The sequence below is a fragment of the Micromonospora sp. NBRC 110037 genome (assembly GCF_001652995.1).
In the GTDB taxonomy this organism is placed as follows: Bacteria; Actinomycetota; Actinomycetes; order Mycobacteriales; family Micromonosporaceae; genus Micromonospora; species Micromonospora chalcea.
In genome coordinates this window covers 835,012-852,960 of the sequence record NZ_BBVA01000002.1, presented here as the reverse complement: position 1 = coordinate 852,960, position 17,949 = coordinate 835,012, and the positions used below count along the sequence as shown (strand labels likewise).

General features: G+C 74.1%; 4 protein-coding genes. All 4 read right to left on the bottom strand.

The window, feature by feature from the left end; genetic code table 11:
* Window position 1: 1 nt before the first annotated feature.
* Window positions 2-4,828, bottom strand: a complete 4,827-nt coding sequence (locus A4R25_RS32090) for a type I polyketide synthase (protein WP_064445509.1) — start codon at window positions 4,826-4,828, stop codon at window positions 2-4.
* Window positions 4,825-13,515 (bottom strand): type I polyketide synthase, encoded by an 8,691-nt coding sequence (locus tag A4R25_RS02960; protein WP_197494844.1) that lies wholly within the window; start codon window positions 13,513-13,515, stop codon window positions 4,825-4,827. The genes A4R25_RS32090 and A4R25_RS02960 overlap by 4 nt, the downstream gene beginning before the upstream one ends.
* A 1,322-nt stretch (window positions 13,516-14,837) precedes the next feature.
* Entirely contained in the window at window positions 14,838-16,862 is a 2,025-nt protein-coding gene (locus A4R25_RS02955) for a hypothetical protein (RefSeq protein ID WP_064446448.1), read from the bottom strand.
* Between the two features lie 134 nt (window positions 16,863-16,996).
* The gene (locus A4R25_RS02950) at window positions 16,997-17,941 is read right to left on the bottom strand and encodes a GIY-YIG nuclease family protein (RefSeq protein WP_064445507.1); all 945 of its coding nucleotides are present in this window, start codon (window positions 17,939-17,941) and stop codon (window positions 16,997-16,999) included.
* Between the last annotated feature and the right edge of the window lie 8 nt (window positions 17,942-17,949).

The window sequence follows — 17,949 nt, the reverse complement described above, 5'->3', positions numbered from 1 at the left end:
CTCACGCCTCCTGGCCCAGTACGGCCCGCGCCTGCTCGTCGGAGAGGCCCTCCAGCTCGGCGAGCAGCTCCGAGGCGACGTCCTCGAACCGCTCGACCCGCCCGATGGCCGCCGTGTCGGCGCCGCCGTCGTCCGCACCGGCCGGCAGCCGGCTGACGATCTGCTCGGTGAGGGTGCGCAGGGTGGCGCCCTCCAGGAACACCGCGATGGACAGCGAGACGCCGAGCTGGCGTTCGATCTCGTTCTTCAGCTCCACCGCCATGAGCGAGTCCAGGCCCAGGTCGAACAGCGGCTGGTCCAGCCCGACCGACGCCGTCGCGGAGCCGAGGGTGGCCGCGACGGCGAGCACCAGTTGCCCGGTGAGCGTCTCGGCGCGCCGGTCGGCCGGCAGGGCCAGCAGTTGCGCGCGGCTGGGCAGCAGGCTGGTCCGGGCCGTACGCCGGGCGGGCCGGGCGGGGCCGTCGCCGCGCAGCAGCGGGGCGAGCAGGGCCGAGCCGGAGACCTCCTGGTAGCGGCGCCCCCACTCGGTCCAGTCGACCGGGACCACGGCGATCTGCGGCTCGTCGTGGCGCAGCAGCCGGTGGAAGACCCGCAGCGCCTGGCCGGGCCGCAGCGTGCCCATGCCCTTGCTGAGCCCGGGGGTGGCGTCGGCGCCCCGGTTGGCCAGGCCGACCCCTTCCCAGATACCCCAGTTGACGCTCAGACCGGGCAGTCCGGCGGCGCGGCGCTGCGCCGCCAGCGCGTCGAGGAAGGCGTTGGCCGCCGCGTACCCGGCCACGAACGGCGAGCTGAGCAGCGAGCTGGTCGAGGAGAACAGGATGAAGAAGTCCAGCTCCCGGCCGGCGAACAGGCGGTGCAGCACCCAGGCGCCGACGGCCTTGGGCAGCAGCGGGCGTTCCAGGTCGGCCCGGGTCAGCTCCATCAGCGGGGCCACCTCACCGGTGCCGGCGGCGTGCACGACGCCCCGGATCGGCGGCCGGCCCTCCCGGTCGTAGCCGGTCAGGAACGCCCGTACCGCCTCCTCGTCGGCGACGTCGACGGAGGCCACGTGCACGGCGGCCCCGAGCGCCTCCAGCTCGCGCACCCCGGCGACACGTGCCGCCGCCGGATGGTCGGCGGGCAGGGCGGTCCACTCGGCGCGGGGCGGCAGCACGGTGCGGCCGAGCAGCACCAGCCGCCGCGCGCCGGCCCGCACCATCGACCGGGCCACCTCCAGGCCGATGCCGCCGAGGCCGCCGGTGATCAGGTAGCTCGCGTCGGGCCGCCACGGCCCGTCGGTGGCGTGGGCCTCGGGCACCGCCTCGCGGACGAGCCGGGCCACGTACCGCCGGTCGCCGTGCAACGCGACCTGGTCCTCGGCGTCGCGGGCGGTCAGCTCCCCCACCAGACGCGTGGCCAGCGTGGCCGGGTCGGCGGCCGGGTCGAGGTCGATCAGGCCGCCCCAGAGCGCCGAGTGCTCCTGCTGCAACGACCGGCCCAGGCCCCACAGGGCCGACTGGGCCACCGCGAGCGACACCGGGCCGCCCGGGGCGTCGGCCGGCCGTACCGCGCCGCGGGTGACCAGCCAGAGCCGTACCGTCTCCGGGCCCCGCGCCCGGGCCAGGGCCTGCGCGGTGTGGACCGCGCTGAGGCTGCCCCGCTCGGTGGCCCGCAGCAGCGCGGCGGCGTCCGCCGCGCCGTCCGGGTCGGTGTCGTCGAGGCTCCACAGGTGCAGCACCTGAAGCTCGCCGCCGTCGAGCGCCAGCTCGTCCACCAGCCGGCTCAGGTCCGCCGGGCCGTCCAGGCGCACCTCGGCCCGCGCGCCGTCGACGCGGTACGCCGGGCCCGGCGACACCCGTACCACCCGCTCGCCCCGGGCGGCGACGGCGTCGGCGAACCCGGCGCCGACCCCGGTCCAGTCGGTGAGCACCAGCCAGGTCCGGGCCGGGGTTGCTTCCGGGTCGGGAGCCGGCGCGGGCGCGTCGACAGGTTGCCAGTCGAGCCGGTAGAGCAGGTCGTCGTCGGCGTACGCGGCGGCGCCGTCCTCGCCGGTGTCGTCCACGGTGGATGATCTGGTGTGCCGCTGCTGCTGCCGCTGCGTGCGGCGCGGCTCCTGCCGGCAGTGCGTCTTCTCGAACGGGTAGGTGGGCAGCGGCACCCGGGCCCGCCGGTAGTCCCGGTCGAAACCGGCCCAGTCCAGGTCCACGCCGGCGGTGTAGAGCCGGGCGACGGTGTGCAGCAGCACCGCCCAGTCGTCGTGCTTGGGCCGCAGGCTCGGCGCCAGCAGGGCCTCCCCCGCCGGCAGGTTGTCGCTGATCATGCCGAGCAGCGTCGGCGCGGGTCCCATCTCGACGAAGGTGCGGTAGCCCAGCTCGCGCAGCGTGTCGATGCTGGCCGCGAAGCGCACCGGCTGGCGGGCGTGCCGGCACCAGTAGTCGGCGTCCGGGGCGGTGTCCCACGGCCACAGCTCACCGGTCAGGTTCGCCACGAGCGGGATGCGCGGCGGGGTGAACGTCACCGCGTCGGCCGCCGCGCGCAGGCCCGGCAGGATCGGCTCGATCAGCGGCGAGTGCGACGAGGTGGTGATGTGCAGCTGCTTGGTCTTCACCCCGCGCCTGTCGAACTCGGCGCAGATCCGCGCCAGCGCCTCCCGCTCACCGGAGATGGAGGTGGTGCCGGGGCCGTTGACCGCGGCGACGGACACCCGGTCGGCGTACCCGGCGAGCACCTCGGTGACCTCGGCCTCGGGGGCGAAGACGGCCACCATCGCGCCGTTGCCGTTCAGCTCCCACATCAGCCGGCCGCGTTCGACGACCAGCCGCAGCCCGTCCTCCAGGCTCATCATGCCGGCCACGCAGGCGGCCACGTACTCGCCGAAGCTGTGCCCGAGCACCGCCACCGGCTCGACGCCCCAGGAGCGCCACATCTGCGCCATGGCGTACTGCACCGCGAACAGCGCCGGCTGCGAGTAGGTCGTGCGGTAGACCAGGTCGGAGTCCGGGTCGGCCGGGTAGATCACGTCCAGCAGCGGGACGTCCAGCAGCGGCCGCAGGATCTCGTCGCAGCGGTCGACGGCCTGCCGGAAGGTGGGCTGCGTCTGATAGAGGGCGCGGGCCATGCCGACGCGCTGCGGGCCCTGCCCGGTGAAGAGGAAGACCACGTCGTCGCTGCCGGCCTCGCCCACCACCGGCAGGTCGCCGGGCAGCCCGTCGACGAAGTCGGCGAGCTGGTCGGCGACCTCCCGGACGGACGCGCCGACGGCGGCCAGCCGGTGCGGGAAGTGGGCCCGTCCGGTGCCGGCCGAGAAGCAGACGTCGGCCAGCGCCGCGCCCGGGTCGGCGGACAGTCGCTGCTGGTAGCGCCGGGCCAGCTCCAGCAGCCCGTCCGGCGTCCGGGCCGACAGCGGCAGCACCGAACGGGGCCGCTCCACCGCCGGTTCCGACGGTACGGCCGGCGGCTCGGGCGCGGCCTGCACGATCAGGTGGGCGTTGGTGCCGCTGAAACCGAAGCTGCTCACCCCGGCCACCGGCCGCTCGGCGACCGCCGGCCACTCGCTCAACTCGGTCGGCACCGCGAACGTGGTGCCGGCGAAGGAGATGTGCGGATTCAGCTCGGTGAAGTGCACGTTCGGCGGGATCGCGCCCTTGTGCAGGGCGAGCACCACCTTGATCAGCCCGACGATGCCGGAGGCGGCCTCGGCATGGCCGACGTTCGTCTTCGACGACCCCAGGTAGACCGGTGCGCCCTCCTCCCGGCCGTACACCTCGGCCAGCGCCTCGACCTCGATCGGGTCGCCGAGCGTGGTGCCGGTGCCGTGCGCCTCGATGTAGGAGACCTGCTCGGCGGCGACGCCGCTCGCCGCGAGCGCCCGGCGCAGCACGTCGCGCTGCGCCACCCCGTTCGGGGCGGTCACCCCGGAGCTGCGACCGTCCTGGTTGACCGCGCCGCCGCGGATCACCGCGAGCACCTGGTCGCCGTCGCGTACCGCGTCGGTCAGACGCTTGAGCACGATGATGCCGCAGCCCTCGCTGCGGACGTAGCCGTTGGCGCGGGCGTCGAAGGTCTTGCACCGGCCGTCCGGGGCGACCATGCCGGGGAACTGGGAGAAGGCCACGCTGGGCAGCGGCGACAGGACGACGTTCACCCCGCCGCCGAGGGCCAGGTCGCACTCGCCGGACCGCAGGCTCTGCACCGCCATGTGCACCGACACCAGCGAGGAGGAGCAGGCGGTGTCCACCGCCACGCTCGGGCCGCGCAAGTCGAAGACGTACGAGATCCGCCCGGTCACCACGCTGTGCGCGGTGCCGGTGCTGGCGTAGGCGGTGATGTCCTCCAGCCCGGGGAAGTTCTCGGTGGCGAAGTCGTTGCTGCACACGCCGAGGAACACCCCGGTACGGCTGCCGGCCAGCGCGGTCGGCGCCTTCCCGGCGTTCTCCAGCGCCTCCCAGGACACCTCCAGGGCGAGCCGCTGCTGCGGGTCCATGGCCAGCGCCTCGCGCCGGGAGATGCCGAAGAACTCGTAGTCGAAGTGGTCGACGCGGTCCAGGAAGCCGCCCCAGCGGGTCCGCATCTTGCCGGGCTGCTGCGGTTGCTCGTCGTAGAACTCGTCGACCGGCCAGCGGTCGGCCGGGATCTCCGCGACCGCGTCGACGCCGTCGCGCAGGATCCGCCAGAAGCTCTCCGCGTCGACCGCGCCGCCGGGGAAGCGCAGCCCCATGCCGACGACCGCGACGGGCTCGGTCCGGCCGCGCTCGTACTCGGCGAGCTGCCGCTGCATCCGCTCCATCTGCAGGTAGGCGCGCTTGAGCGTGGAGTTCGGCGCCTGCGCCTGCTGCCCGGTCGTGGTCATCCCTGACGCCCTTCCTCGATCTGGTTGAGCTTGGCCAGCAGGAGCGCCTCGACGTCGTCGTCGGAGAGCTGCTCCAGGTCGGTGGCCGGGTCGTCGGTCCCGGCGGCCGGTGTCGCGCCGGGCGCGGTCGCCGGGCCCGTCCCCGCCGGGGAGACGTCGGCGTCCGGCCCGGCCTCCAGCGCCACGTCCATCCGCTCGGCGAGGTGCGGTACGAGCGCGTCGATGGTCGGGAAGCGCCACGCGAGCGTGGCGGACAGTTCGACGTCGAGCGACGTCTCCAGCCGCTTGCGCAGCTCCAGCGACATCAGCGAGTCGAAGCCCATGTTCGCCAGCGGCGAGGTGACGTCGACCCGGTCGGCGTCCACCTTGAGCACCCGGGCCACCTCACCGGCGACGTGCCCGGTGAGCAGGGCGCGCCGGCGGCGGCCCGGCTCGACGGTGAGCAGCCGCCGGCGTACCTCGCCGGAGCGCGCCCGGCCCTCGGCCGTGCGCGGGGTGTCCACCGCGACCAGGTCGGCCAGCAGCGCGGGCACGAGCCCGCCGGCCGCAGCCGCGCGGAGCCGGTCGAGGTCCAGCGGCAGGACGGCCACCTGCGCCGCCGGGGTCCGCACCAGCCGGTCCAGCGCCTCGATGCCGTCGCGTGGGTCGATGCCGACGATGCCCTGACCGGCGAGCTGGCCGCCACGGTCCGGGCGGGCCGCCAGGCCGGACCCGGACCAGGGACCCCAGTTGACGCTCAGCGCGGCCCGTCCCTGCGCCCGGCGCCGCTGCGCGAGCGTGTCCAGGAACGCGTTCGCGGCGGCGTAGTTGGCCTGGCCCGGTGAGCCGAGCAGCGCGGCGGCCGAGGAGTAGAGGACGAAGAAGTCGAGGTCCCGGTCCAGGGTGGCCCGGTGCAGATGCCAGGCGCCGTCCACCTTGGGCGCGGCCACGGCCCGGAACCGGGCCCGGTCGAGCTGCAGCATCAGCCCGTCGTCCAGCACGCCGGCGGCGTGCACGACGCCGGCCAGCGGCGGCATCGTCCGGTCGAGGTCCGCCAGCACCGCCGTGACGTCCTCGTGGCGGGCGATGTCGGCCTGCCGGACCTGGACGTCGACGCCCTGCCCGCGCAGCTCGTCGAGGACCTGCCCGGCGTACGCCGAGGGCCGGCTGCGGCCGAGCAGCGCCAGGTGCCGCGCGCCGCGACCGGCCAGCCAGCGGGCGGTCTCCAGGCCGAGAGCGCCGAGACCACCGGTGATCAGGTACGTGGCGGCCGGCCGGACCGGGACCTCCCCCGGCGGTACGGCGGCCACCTCGTGCCCGCCGGGCCGGAGCACGATCTTGCCGGTGTGCCGGGCCTGCGCCATGAGACCGAACGCCGCCGCCGCGTCGGCGTAGTCGTAGGTGGTCACCGGGAGGGCGGTGAACTCGCCGCTGTCGAAGCCGCGCAGCACCTCGGCGAAGAGGCGGGCGATCAGCTTCGGCCGCTCGGCGAAGGCGCGTTCCAGGTCGACGGCGAGGAACGAGCGGTTGTGCCGCAGCGCCCGCAGGCCGAGGTGGCTGTTGGCGTAGATGTCCTGCTTGCCGATCTCGACGAACCGCCCGTTCGGCGCGAGCAGGCCGAGGCTGCGGGTGAGCGCCTCGCCGGTGAGCGAGTTGAGCACGACGTCCACGCCCCGGCCGTCGGTGAGGGCCAGCACCTCGTCGGCGAAACGCAGCGACCGGGAGTCCATCACGTGCTTGACGCCGAGGCGGCGCAGCAGTTCCCGCTTTTCCTCACTGCCGGCGGTGGCCAGCACCTCGGCGCCGTTGCGGCGGGCCACCTGCAGCGCGGCCAGGCCGACGCCGCCGGTGGCCGAGTGGATCAGGAGGGTGTCGCCCTCGCCGAGGTGGGCCAGGTACTCCAGGCCGTACACCACGGTGAGGAACGCGATCGGCAGCGCGGCGGCCTGCTCGTCGGTGAGCCCGCCGGGGACGGGGGCGACCAGCTCGGCCCGGGTGGTGGTGTACGCGGCCATGCTGGACGGGGCCACCGCCATCACCGCGTCGCCGACGCTCAGGCCGGTGACTCCGGCGCCGAGCGCGGTGACCCGGCCGGCGCACTCGCCGCCCAGCGGCACGATGCCCGGGGGTACGCCGGGGCAGATCTCCATCGCCTTGAGCACGTCGTTGAAGTTGAGTCCGGCGGCGGCCACCTCGATCTGCACCTGGCCGGGGCCGGGCGGCACGCGTGCGGAGAGCACCGGCGTCAGGCTGCCCAGGTGTCCCTGCACCGACAGCAGCCGGTAGTTGCCGTCGGCGGCGGACCGGTCGAACGGGTGCGGACGCGCCGGCGTGGCCGTGGGCGCGCGCCACGGGACCAGCCGGGGCACGTAGCGCCGGCCGCCGCGCAGCGCGACCTGCTCGCCACCGGGCCGGTGCAGCAGTTCGTCGACCAGGCCGGGAACGCCGTGCCGCCCGTCGGCCGGGTCGAGGTCGACGATCGTGGGGCGCAGCTCGGCGTGTTCCAGCGCGACCACCCGGGCCAGTCCCCAGAGGCCGCCCTGGGCCGGGTCCGGCGCGCCCGCGCCGGCGGCGACCACCTGCGCGCCCCGGGTGGCCAGCACCAGCCGGGGTGACCGGCCGCCGACCTCGGTGAGCGCCCGCACCAGATGCGTGACGGCGACCGGACCGAGCAGTTCGAGCCGGTCCAGTGGGGTGTCCGGCAGGTCGGCCGGGCTCTGCTCGGTGAGGCGCACGTCGAGGCTCCACGCGTGCAGCACTCCGGCGCACGGCTCCGGCCGGGCGGCACGCAGGTCGGTCAGGAGCGTCACGAAGTCCGCCGGCCGGGCCGGGTCGACCTCGTACCGGTCCAGGGCAACCTGCCGGTAGGCGTCACCGGGTGCGACGGTCACCGTGTCCACGCCCCGGCCGGACAGCGCGGCCCGCAGGTCGCCGCCGACCGGGTCGGCGCCGGCCAGCAGCAGCCACCAGCCGCCGGTCTCCGGCGTCTGTGCCCCGTCGGTGGCCTCCTGCCAGGCCAGGTCGAGCAGCGCCTCGCCGACCGGGTCGGCCGGGCCGGAGCCGGCCAGCCGGCGCAGCCGCACGCCGGCGATCTCGCCCACCGGGTCGCCGGCCGCGTCGTAGAGCACCACCCGGGCGCCGTCGATCTCCGGGCCGTCGGTGGCGGCCCCGCCCACGGTGGCGTGCGCCCATCGGGGTACGCCCGGGCCGGCGGCGAGGGCGAAACGCTCCACCCCCACCGGCAGGTACGTCCCGTCGTCGGCGCCGGTCATGGCCGCCGCCAGCACCTGCAGGCAGCTGTCCAGCAGGGCGGGGTGCACCAGGTACGGCTCCCGGTCGCCGGTCAGCTCGGCCGGGTCGCGCAGTTCGGCGACCGCCTCGCGCTCGCCCTGCCAGAGCGCGGCGACGCCCTGGAAGGCGGGGCCGTAGCGCAGGCCGGACCGGGCCAGCCGGGCGTAGTGCTCGGCGCTGTCCCGCTGCTCGCCGCAGCGCGAGCGGACCGTGGTCAGCGGCTCGACGGCGCCGGCCGGGAACTGCTGCGCGGCGCCGTACCGGCCGTGCGCCACCTCGTTCCAGGCGTCGTCCGGTCCGCGGCTGTAGATCCGCAGCGTGCCGCCGGTGGCGGTCTCCGGGAGCAGGACGAGTTGGACGGTGTCCGCCTCGGCCAGCTCCTCGACGAGGGTGACCCGGGTCAGTTCGATCCGCTCGACCACCGCGGCCGGATCGTCGAGGAGCCGCCGGGTCGCCGCCAGCGCCGCGTCGAGCAGCAGGCTGGCCGGCAGCACCGGGCTGTCCTCGACGACGTGGTCCCGCAGGTAGCCGAACCCGGCCAGGTCGAGCCGGACGCCGAAGTGGTGTCCGCCCGGTTCGGCGGCGGACCGGACGTACGTCTCCAGCACCGGGTGCCCGCGGTGGGCGGTGCGCCGCGTCCGGGGGTACTCGTCGGTGAGCCAGTGCCGTTCCCGCTGCCACGGGTACGCCGGCAGCGCGGCCATCGGCACGACCGGCCCGTACATCCGGCGCCAGTCGACCGGGCAGCCGGCGGTCCAGAGGCGGCCCAGCTCACCGAGGACCGTGGCCCGGCTCGGCTCGTCGCGCCGCAGCGAGGCGACGACGACGCCGTCACGCTGCTGGCGGGCGATGCGTTCGGTGACCGGGCCGCCGAGCATGGGATGCGGGGAGATCTCCACGAACACGTCGTGCCCGGCGTCGACCAGCCGGGTGACGGCGGTGTCGAACAGCACCGGCCGGCGCAGGTTGTCGGCCCAGTACGCGGCGTCGAGCGCGGCGCCGTCGATCGGCCCGGCGGTGACCGTGGAGAGCATCGGCACGGCGGCGGGCCCCGGGGTGAGCCCGTCGAGCAGCGCGCCGAGCTCGGCGCGCAGCGGTTCCATCTGTGGGCTGTGCGAGGCGTAGTCGACCGATTCGAGCATCCGGCAGAACGTCCCCTCGGCCGTCAGCGTCTCGGCGAGGGCGGCCAGGGCCGCGCCGTCGCCGGAGAGCACAGTGGACTCCGGTCCGTTGGTGGCGGCGACCGAGACGGCGCCCGGCCGCCGCTCGGCGAGCAACTGCTCGGTCCGGTCGAGCGGGAGGCCGAGCACCGCCATCCGGCCGTTGCCGATGGCGGCGCGGATGACCCGGCCCCGCTGGCGGGCGACCCGCATCGCGTCGGCGATGCCGAGCGCGCCCGCGACCTGGGCGGCGGCCACCTCGCCGACGCTGTGCCCGACCACGGCGGCCGGCTCGACGCCCCAGGAGCACCAGAGCGCGGCCAGGGCGATCTGCACGGCGGTCAGCGCGGGCTGGGCGACCGCCGGGTCGTCCAGCAGACTCGCGTCGTCCCGGCCGGTGACCAGGTCGAGCAGGGAGAAGTCGACGTACTGCCGCAGCGCCCGGTCGCACTGCGCGAACGTGTCGCGGAACGCCGGCTCGGCGAGCAGGTCCTCGGTGATCGGCCACCACCGGGGCCCCTGGCCGGAGAACACGAAGACGGGCTTCGGGCGCCGGGAGACGCGCCGGGCGCCCCACGACAGCCCGGGCCGTTCCGTGCCGGCCGCGTACGCGACGAGCGCGTCCCGTACCTGCTCGGGCGAGTCACCGACGCAGGCCAGCCGGTGCTCGTGGTGGGTGCGGCGCACGGCGGCGGCGGCGCAGACGGCGGCGAGGTCCGCGCCTTCGCCGGGCGGGGCCAGCTTCGCCGCGTACCGCCGGGCGAGTTCACCGAGCGCCTCGGGGGTACGGGCCGAGATGGTCAGCAGCCGGGCCGGGTCCGCCGGGGCGCCTCCGGCGGGCGCGCTGCCGTTGAGGCGGAGGTCGCCGGGCGCGGCGGCCGTTTCGGAGGAGGCGTGCCGGTCGGACCGGGGCGCCTCGGCGAGGACCAGGTGCGCGTTGGTGCCGCCGAAGCCGAACGAGCTGACTCCGGCGACGGCCCGCGCGTACCCGTCCGGCCACGGCTGGCCGGTGTCGGCCACCTGGAGCGCGAGCTGCGCGAACGGGATGTGCGGGTTGGGCTGCCGGTAGTGCAGGGTCGGCGGGATCTGCCGGTGCCGCAGGACCAGCGCGGCCTTGATCAGGCCGGCGATCCCGGCGGCGGCCTCCAGGTGGCCGAGGTTGGACTTGACCGATCCGATGAGCAGGGGCCGCGCCGGATCGCGGTCGGCGCAGACCACGGCGGCGAGCGCCTTGGCCTCGATCGGGTCGCCGAGCAGCGTGCCGGTGCCGTGCGCCTCGACGTAGCCGACCTGTTCCGGCGCCACGCCGGCCCGCTCGTACGCGCTGCGCAGCACCGCCTCCTGGGCGTGCGGGTTCGGCGCCATCAGCCCGTTGGTCCGGCCGTCCTGGTTGACCGCCCCGCCGAGGATCACCCCGTAGATCGGGTCCTGGTCGGCGAGCGCCCGGGACAGCGGCTTGAGGATCACCACGCCGGCGCCCTCGGCGCGGACGTAGCCGTCGGCCCGGGCGTCGAAGGTCTTGCAGCGACCGTCGCCCGCCATCGCGCCGGCCTTGCTGAAGTTGATCGCCAGCGCGGGTGACAGGACCACGTTGACCCCGCCGGCGACGGCCAGCGTGCAGTCTCCCCGGCTCAGGCTGGTGACGGCCTGGTGCACCGCGACCAGCGAGGAGGAGCAGGCGGTGTCGACGGCGATGCTCGGGCCGCGCAGGTCGAACAGGTACGACAGGCGGTTCGCCGCGATGCTGAACGCGTTGCCGGTGCCGGTGTACGCGTCGACCCGGTCGAGGTCGGCGAGGGTGAGCTGGGCGTAGTCGCTGGTGGCGATACCGATGAAGACGCCGGTCGGGGAGCCGGCCAGGTCGTCGGCGGCCAGTCCGGCGTCCTCCAGCGCCTCCCAGGTCACCTCGGCGAGAAGCCGCTGCTGCGGGTCCATCCGGGCGGCCTCGTGGGCGGCGATGCCGAAGAAGTGCGGGTCGAACTGGTCGATCCGGTCCAGGAAGCCACCCCAGCGGGTGGTCGTCCTTCCAGGCGTCGACGCGTCGTCGGTGTGCAGCTCGTCGGCGTCCCACCGGTCGGCCGGCACCTCGCGGACCGCGTCGCGTCCTTCGGTCAGCAGGCGCCAGAAGCTCTCCGGTCCGTCGACGCCGCCGGGGAGGCGGCAGCCGATGCCGATGACGGCGACGGCCTCGTCGGTCGCGTCCGCGTGGCCCGCGGTCGCCTCGGCGCCGGTCGCCGTGGTCGCGGCCGGATCGGCCGGCGCCGTGGGCTCGACCGGCGCGGCGGGTTCGGAGCCGGCGGCCGGGTCGCCGAGGTGGGCGGCCAGCGCCTCGATGGTCGGGTACTCCCAGATCAGGGTCGCGGACAGGGTACGGCCCAGCCACGTCTCCAGTTCGCCCACGAGCCCGACCATCTCCACCGACTGCAGCCCGTACGTGGCGACGGGCCGGGTGGGGTCCACCGCCTGCGGGCTGATCCCCAGCCGGGCGGCCAGCTCCGCCACGAGGCGCTGCTCGACCTCGGCGCGACCGGGCGCGGCCACGGCCGGTGCCGGCGTGCTGCCCGCACCGCCGGTGACGTGTTCCGGGTCGGCCGCGCTCCAGCGCGCCAGCACCGTGAGGTCGCCGGTGAGGAAGGACTGCCGGGCCGCCCGCCGTTGCAGCTTTCCGCTGGAGGTCTTCGGGATGCTGCCCTGCTTGATCAGGACCACGTCGTGCACCTGGAGGCCGTGCTCCTGGGCGACCGCGCCGCGGATCGCCGTGACGACGCGCTCGGCGTCGAGCCGGGCGCGGCTGCCGCCGACCTCCTGGATGACGACGAGCCGCTCCTCGCCGTCGACCTCCACCGAACAGGCCACGCCGCAGCCCGGACGCAGCGTCGGATCGCTCTGCTCGACCGTCACCTCGATGTCGCTCGGGTAGTGGTTCCGCCCGGCGATGATGATCAGGTCCTTGTGCCGGCCGGTGACGAACAGCTCCCCGTCGTCGGTCAGGAAGCCCAGGTCGCCGGTGCGCAGGAACGGGCCGTCGCCGCTGCCGGCGAGCCGGGCCCGGAAGGTCTCCTCGCTCTCCTGCGGGCGTCCCCAGTAGCCCTGGGCGACGCTGCCGCCGCCGAACCAGATCTCGCCGACCCGGCCGGCCGGGAGCCGCTCGCAGGTAGCGGGGTCGACGATGACCAGCTCGTGCCCGGCGGCCGCCGTTCCGCAGCTGACGAGCGTCCGGCTCTCCTCGTCCGGGCCGGCCTCGACCGCCCGGTTGTCGGCGAGGTCGGCGGCACGCACCCGGCGTACTGCCGGTTCGGTGCCGGCCAGCCCGCCGGCGACGAACAGCGCCGCCTCGGCCAGGCCGTAGCAGGGGTAGAAGGCCTCGCGGCGGAACCCGCTGGGCCCGAAGGCCGCCACGAACCGGTCGATGGTCTCGGCCCGGACCGGCTCGGCCCCGCTGAACGCCAGCCGCCAGCTGCTCAGGTCCAGCGCCGCGCGTTCGTCCGCGGTGGTCTTCGCCAGGCACAGCTCGTAACCGAAGTTGGGGCTGCCGCTGAGCGTGGCCCGGTAGGTGGAGATGGCCTGCAGCCAGCGGAGCGGGCGCTTGAGGAACGACGTCGGTGACATGAAGGTCGCCGGGAACCCGGCGTAGAGCGGCTGCAGCATGGCGCCGATCAGCCCCATGTCGTGGTACGGCGGCAGCCAGCTCACCAGCCGGGTGGTCCCGACGTCGGTGATGAAACGCTGGTTCGTGACCTCGAGGTTGGCCAGCAGGTTGGCGTGGCTGAGCACCACGCCCTTCGGCCGCCCGGTGGAGCCGGACGTGTACTGGAGGAACGCCACGTCGTCACCGCCGAGGCCGGGCTCGCGCCACCCGTCGGCCACGGCCGGGTCGATCCGGTCGACGGCCTGCCAGACGAGCGAGCCCAGCGCGGGCGCCAGCGCGGTGATCTGGCCGGCCATCGCGGTGATCTCCGCCGGCGCGAGCACGACAGCGGGACGGGCGTCCTGGATCACGCCGATCAGCCGGGGCAGGGTCCGCTTGAGCAGCACCGGGTTCGGCGGATACACCGGTACGGCGATCACCCGGGCGTAGAGGCAGCCCAGGAACGCGGCGAGGTAGTCCAGGCCCGGCGGGCAGACGATGAGCGCCCGCTCGCCCTCGTTCACGCGCTCTCGCAACGTGGCGGCGATGGCCCGGGCCCGCCGATCCATGTCGGCGTTGGAAATGGCGACCTCGTCGTTCTCGCCGTCGGCCAGGAACCGATAGGTCACGCCGTCCGGACGGTCGAGAAGGACCGCACGGAACCGGTCGACCAGGGTGCCGGGTTTCGGCGGTTGACCAGCGCGACCGGCGGACCCGGCCGACTGTCGCACTGGGTCGGCCGCATCGCCTCGTCCTGGCAGGGAAATGCCCACGATCCGATTCCTTCTGACGTCCGGTAAAGGCACAGCAGGTCCGGCACGAATGCATGATTAATGCTGCGTTCGCACCACGTTAATAGTCCGGAAAGCACGTTCTGGACTTCGCGAAATGATCCGCGTTCGTCCCGCCGACTACCAGGACGGCGGCGGCACCAGCATCCCGGCGTTCATCGGCGAGTGTCAACCCTGATCGTTGATAAAGTTTGTGTAACTCGGTTTTCCCAGGAGGCGCAAGCAACGCACCGAGCGCCAACTCTCCGACAGGCGGGAACGATTTTCATAACTGCAGGTGAACGCGGCTCTGCCACTGTCGGATAATTGCGCGCCACTTACCCGACAGTCGACCCGGAGCAGCGCCCCGCCCGGCAGGGAGCGCGCAAAAGCGCAGGCCGTAGGCCATCATGGCATACACAGCGGCGCGCCTTGCCGCAGGGAAAACGCGGGCGAACGCGCGTACGGCGGCCTACATGCCCCGCTGCGCCATGCCTGTGACGGATGGTGCGCTTCAGCCAAGAAGCACGTCGGCGGGCGTCATCCGCCCCGCCTATGCCGTCCTCGCCGCACATATTGACGAGTGGAATAAACGCCGTCGTGTACGGGCCTGAAACTCCTGGCCAAGGCCCGTCTGATAGCCGATGACATCATCCAGACTACCTCCCCCGGAGCGCAGCATAACACCAGGCGTCGCTCTGCGTTGCCCGTCGATCACGCCAATCAGGGCCGCCAATCCGGGCAGCCAAGATCAGTATGCTCACGACACTCCACGCGACCTGCGGAAATGGCTTCCGCATCCGGATCGGGGCGCGCGATAAGCGCGTCGACCAAAGGAAAGGAGTGGGGGAAAACAAGAGGAAGAAGTCCTCAAAATTGCCCTGATCCACGGGGTTGACTTCTCGCCCAGGAGACCGTGCCGGCCGGCCTCATCCACCCGTGCCGCAATCACGGACTGGAGGGACATGTCCGTCTCATGTGGAATCGGCGCCTTATCGGAGACAGTTCCTACTGCGGAGAAGAGCCGGATAATGAGGTCTTGTTCGGGATCTGGCCGTAAAGACGCGGGATATCCAATCGCTGATTCACCTGTCAGCGATCAGACGCCGCACGCCGCTGCCGGTGGCGCCACTCCCCCGGCGGCGGACCGGGCGTGCGCCATCGCACGCCCGGTCCGTACGTCACGGGCAGGGCCGGCCCGGGCAGACGTCGATCACCTTGCCGGTGAGCAGGAAGACGGCCTTCTGCCGCTGCGCGCCGGGCTGCGCGCGGGGGAACTCGTGCGAGTCCTCGCCGTACTCCGGTCCGGCCGGGGCGAGGTTCGTCGGCGGTGGCGCGTACGCCGCGCCGCTGTTCCAGACCACCATGGCCGAGCCCGCGTACGGGTACCTGCGGATCGGCGCGATGCCCCAGAACGGGCGCACGTCCGGTGACCAGCCGTCGGCGAGCGCCGGAGTGTGCAGGCGGGCGCCGATGGTGCGGGCCTGCACCTCCGCCGCCGCGGTGGAGACCTGCTGGTCGGCGAAGGCCACGTGCATCAGGACCCGGTGCGCCGGGGTACGCGGCAGCGGCCGGTCGGTCATGTGCTGGGCGTACCCGTTGGCCTCGGACCGGTCCCACAGCATCTGCAACAACCCGAAGACGAGCTGCTGATCGATCTTGTCCGGGTAGTAGCCGTCCAGGACGGTCTGGAACGGGGCGAAGTCGACGCTGCGCTGCAGCAGCGTGGAGTAGTTCATCGCGGGCACGCCGAGCACCGAGCGGGTCCAGTCCTGGGCGATGGCGGTCAGCGCGCCGCCGTTGATGCCGCCCTGGCTGTTGCCGTCGTAGTGCAGCCCGCCGGCCACGTCGATCAGCGGCCGTCCAGCGGCGTCGCGGAACGCCGGGTGGCCGGCGAACCCGTTGCGATGGATCATCGTCCGGCCGAGGAAGAGGAAGTTCAGGAAGCTCTGCTGGAGCCGGTCGGCCACCGCCGGGAAGGCGCTGAGGTCGGTGAAGGCGCCCGCCACGTACGGGACGTCGGCCGCCGCCATGCCGATCCAGCTGGTCGCGCAGAAGGTGAAGTCGTACGTCTGCGACATCGTCTTGACGTTGCCGGCGTTGATCTCGGTGGGCCGGCCGAGCAGCCCGTGGCCGTAGAGCGACAGGTGGGCTGGCTTCGTGGCGGACGCGCTGCGCGGGATGTTGCAGACGAAGTCGGCCGCCACCGTCGTGCCGGACGGTGTGGGCAGCGCGTTCGGCATCGGCGGCGTGCCGTCGCCGCCGGGCGGACCGTAGTGCAGCCGGGAGCCCGGTCCCCCGTCACCGGTCAGGTAGGACGGCACGGCGACGGTGCCGGTCACCTGCCGGGCGATCAGCGGGTCCTGCTCGGGCGTGTAGTCGGTGACCTGGGTGACGGTGAACGAGGGGGCGCGGCGGCCGAGCGCGGCGAACGCGCCGTCCCGGACCGCCAGCATCCGCCCGGTCAGACCGTGCCGGCTGGCGACGGTGAAGTCCCAGGCCAGGTAGAGGCTGTGCCGCTTGACGCCGGCCCGGGTCAGGTCGGCGAGGATCCGTTTCATCTGCGGCGCGCGCGGGTCACGCCGGTCCAGGCCCGCGCCGGTCACGTAACTGCGGAACGCCTTCGGGGCCGGGATCAGCGCGCCGTCGCCGTCGCGCATGCCGCGCAGGCCGACGACGTACCGGGCGCCCTCGGTCAGCGCGACCGCCGGCCGGATGATCAGCACCTGCCGGTCCGGGTTGCCGGCGGCGTGCGCGTCCAGTTCGGCCCAGTACGGCGTACGCCGCCCGGTGCGGGCGTCGAGCAGCACGATCGGCGCGTCCGGCGCCAGCGAGCGGCCCACGTCGGTGACCGGCGCGATCCGGGTCCGCGTGGCGTCGAGACCGGGTACGCGCGCCAGGATCGGCGAGCCGGGGCTGAACCCGTCCTGCCGGTTCCACTCCGCCGGGTCGATCGGTACGCCGAGCACGTTCGCCGGCATCGCGGAGGCGGCGAACCGCACCCGCTTGCCGGTCGGCGTGCTGCGGTCCGGCACGGTGAAGTAGTCGTTGGGGAACGGCAGCAGGCAGGCCGCCGGGTCGATCGGGTCGCAGGACCGGTTCGCGGCCGGCGCGGGCGGCGCCGCGGCGGCGCCGGAGCCGAGCAACACGGCCGATACGGTCACCAGCGCGGACACGGCGAGACGGAGCCGTCTGGGGGTGGGCACGCGCGTCTCCTTCGGCATCGGAGTGTGGTACGACGGTGGTGGATGGTGGTGCTCTTCCTACGCGCGTGCACGCATCCCGGCAAGGGATCGCCGTCGCGGCCGCCGCGCCCGGCAGCGCACCAACCTTCCCGTGCTCAACTCGACAGCACGTGCCGGACGAGGTCCGGGCAGTGGGTCTTCCAGTTGAGCGCGGGTCCCTTCCTCATCAGGTCCAGGTTGAGCCGGCGAGCAGCCTTGACGATCTGCCGCCGGGTCAGCGCGTCGTGCGCGCTCTCGACCGACTCGAACTCCAGCGCCAAAACCCCCGGTCGGACGCGGTAGGGGGCCCGGGCCGCACCCATCGCTCGCAGCCGCAGCCGCGTGCGGAACTGTGACCGGGCCACGGTCTCGTCGATGTTCAGGCGGATGTGCGGAGCCTGCGGCCGCCGCCGGTCATGGCAGACGAACAGCGTCTCCAGCGCGTGCACGGAGACGGTGAACAGGCGCGGGTAGCGGGCGGCGTTGGTGCCGGGCAGCGCGGTGAGCGTCCAGAAGTCACGCTCGGTCTGCTCCGGTGCGGGGATCGTGAGGCGCAGGTACGCCCCGACCAGACGGCCCATCTCGGCGGTGAACCGGGCATCGGCTCGCAGCCGGTCGAACTGGTGGCGGGTACGGCGGCGCAGGTCGGGATCCCCCTCGCCGAGCGCGAGGGGGATCGGGCACGGCTCGTGTCCGGCCAGCCAGCGTTGCTGCCGCGGCGGGGGCAGTATCCGGTCCAGGTCGGCGGCGCCGAGCCGGCCGGCGGTGTGTACGACGTTGCGCAGCCGCACCCCGGCCGACTCCCGCCTGCGGATCTGATCCCGCTCCTCCTCGTCGAGCCGGTCGCGCGGCACCCGCCGGAAAGCGATCTCGACGATGTCGTGCCACTTCTGGCGGTGCATGCCGAACCGCGCCACCACGTCGACGGCCTGCCCCACGTACCGCTCACCGTCGGCGAAGGTCAGCTCGTAGATGCCGCACCGGCCGCGTGACCTGGGCAGCAGGTGCGCGATCGAGCCCGCCCCGTCGACAGCCACCCGGTCGACCTTCGCGTCATCCACAGTGAACG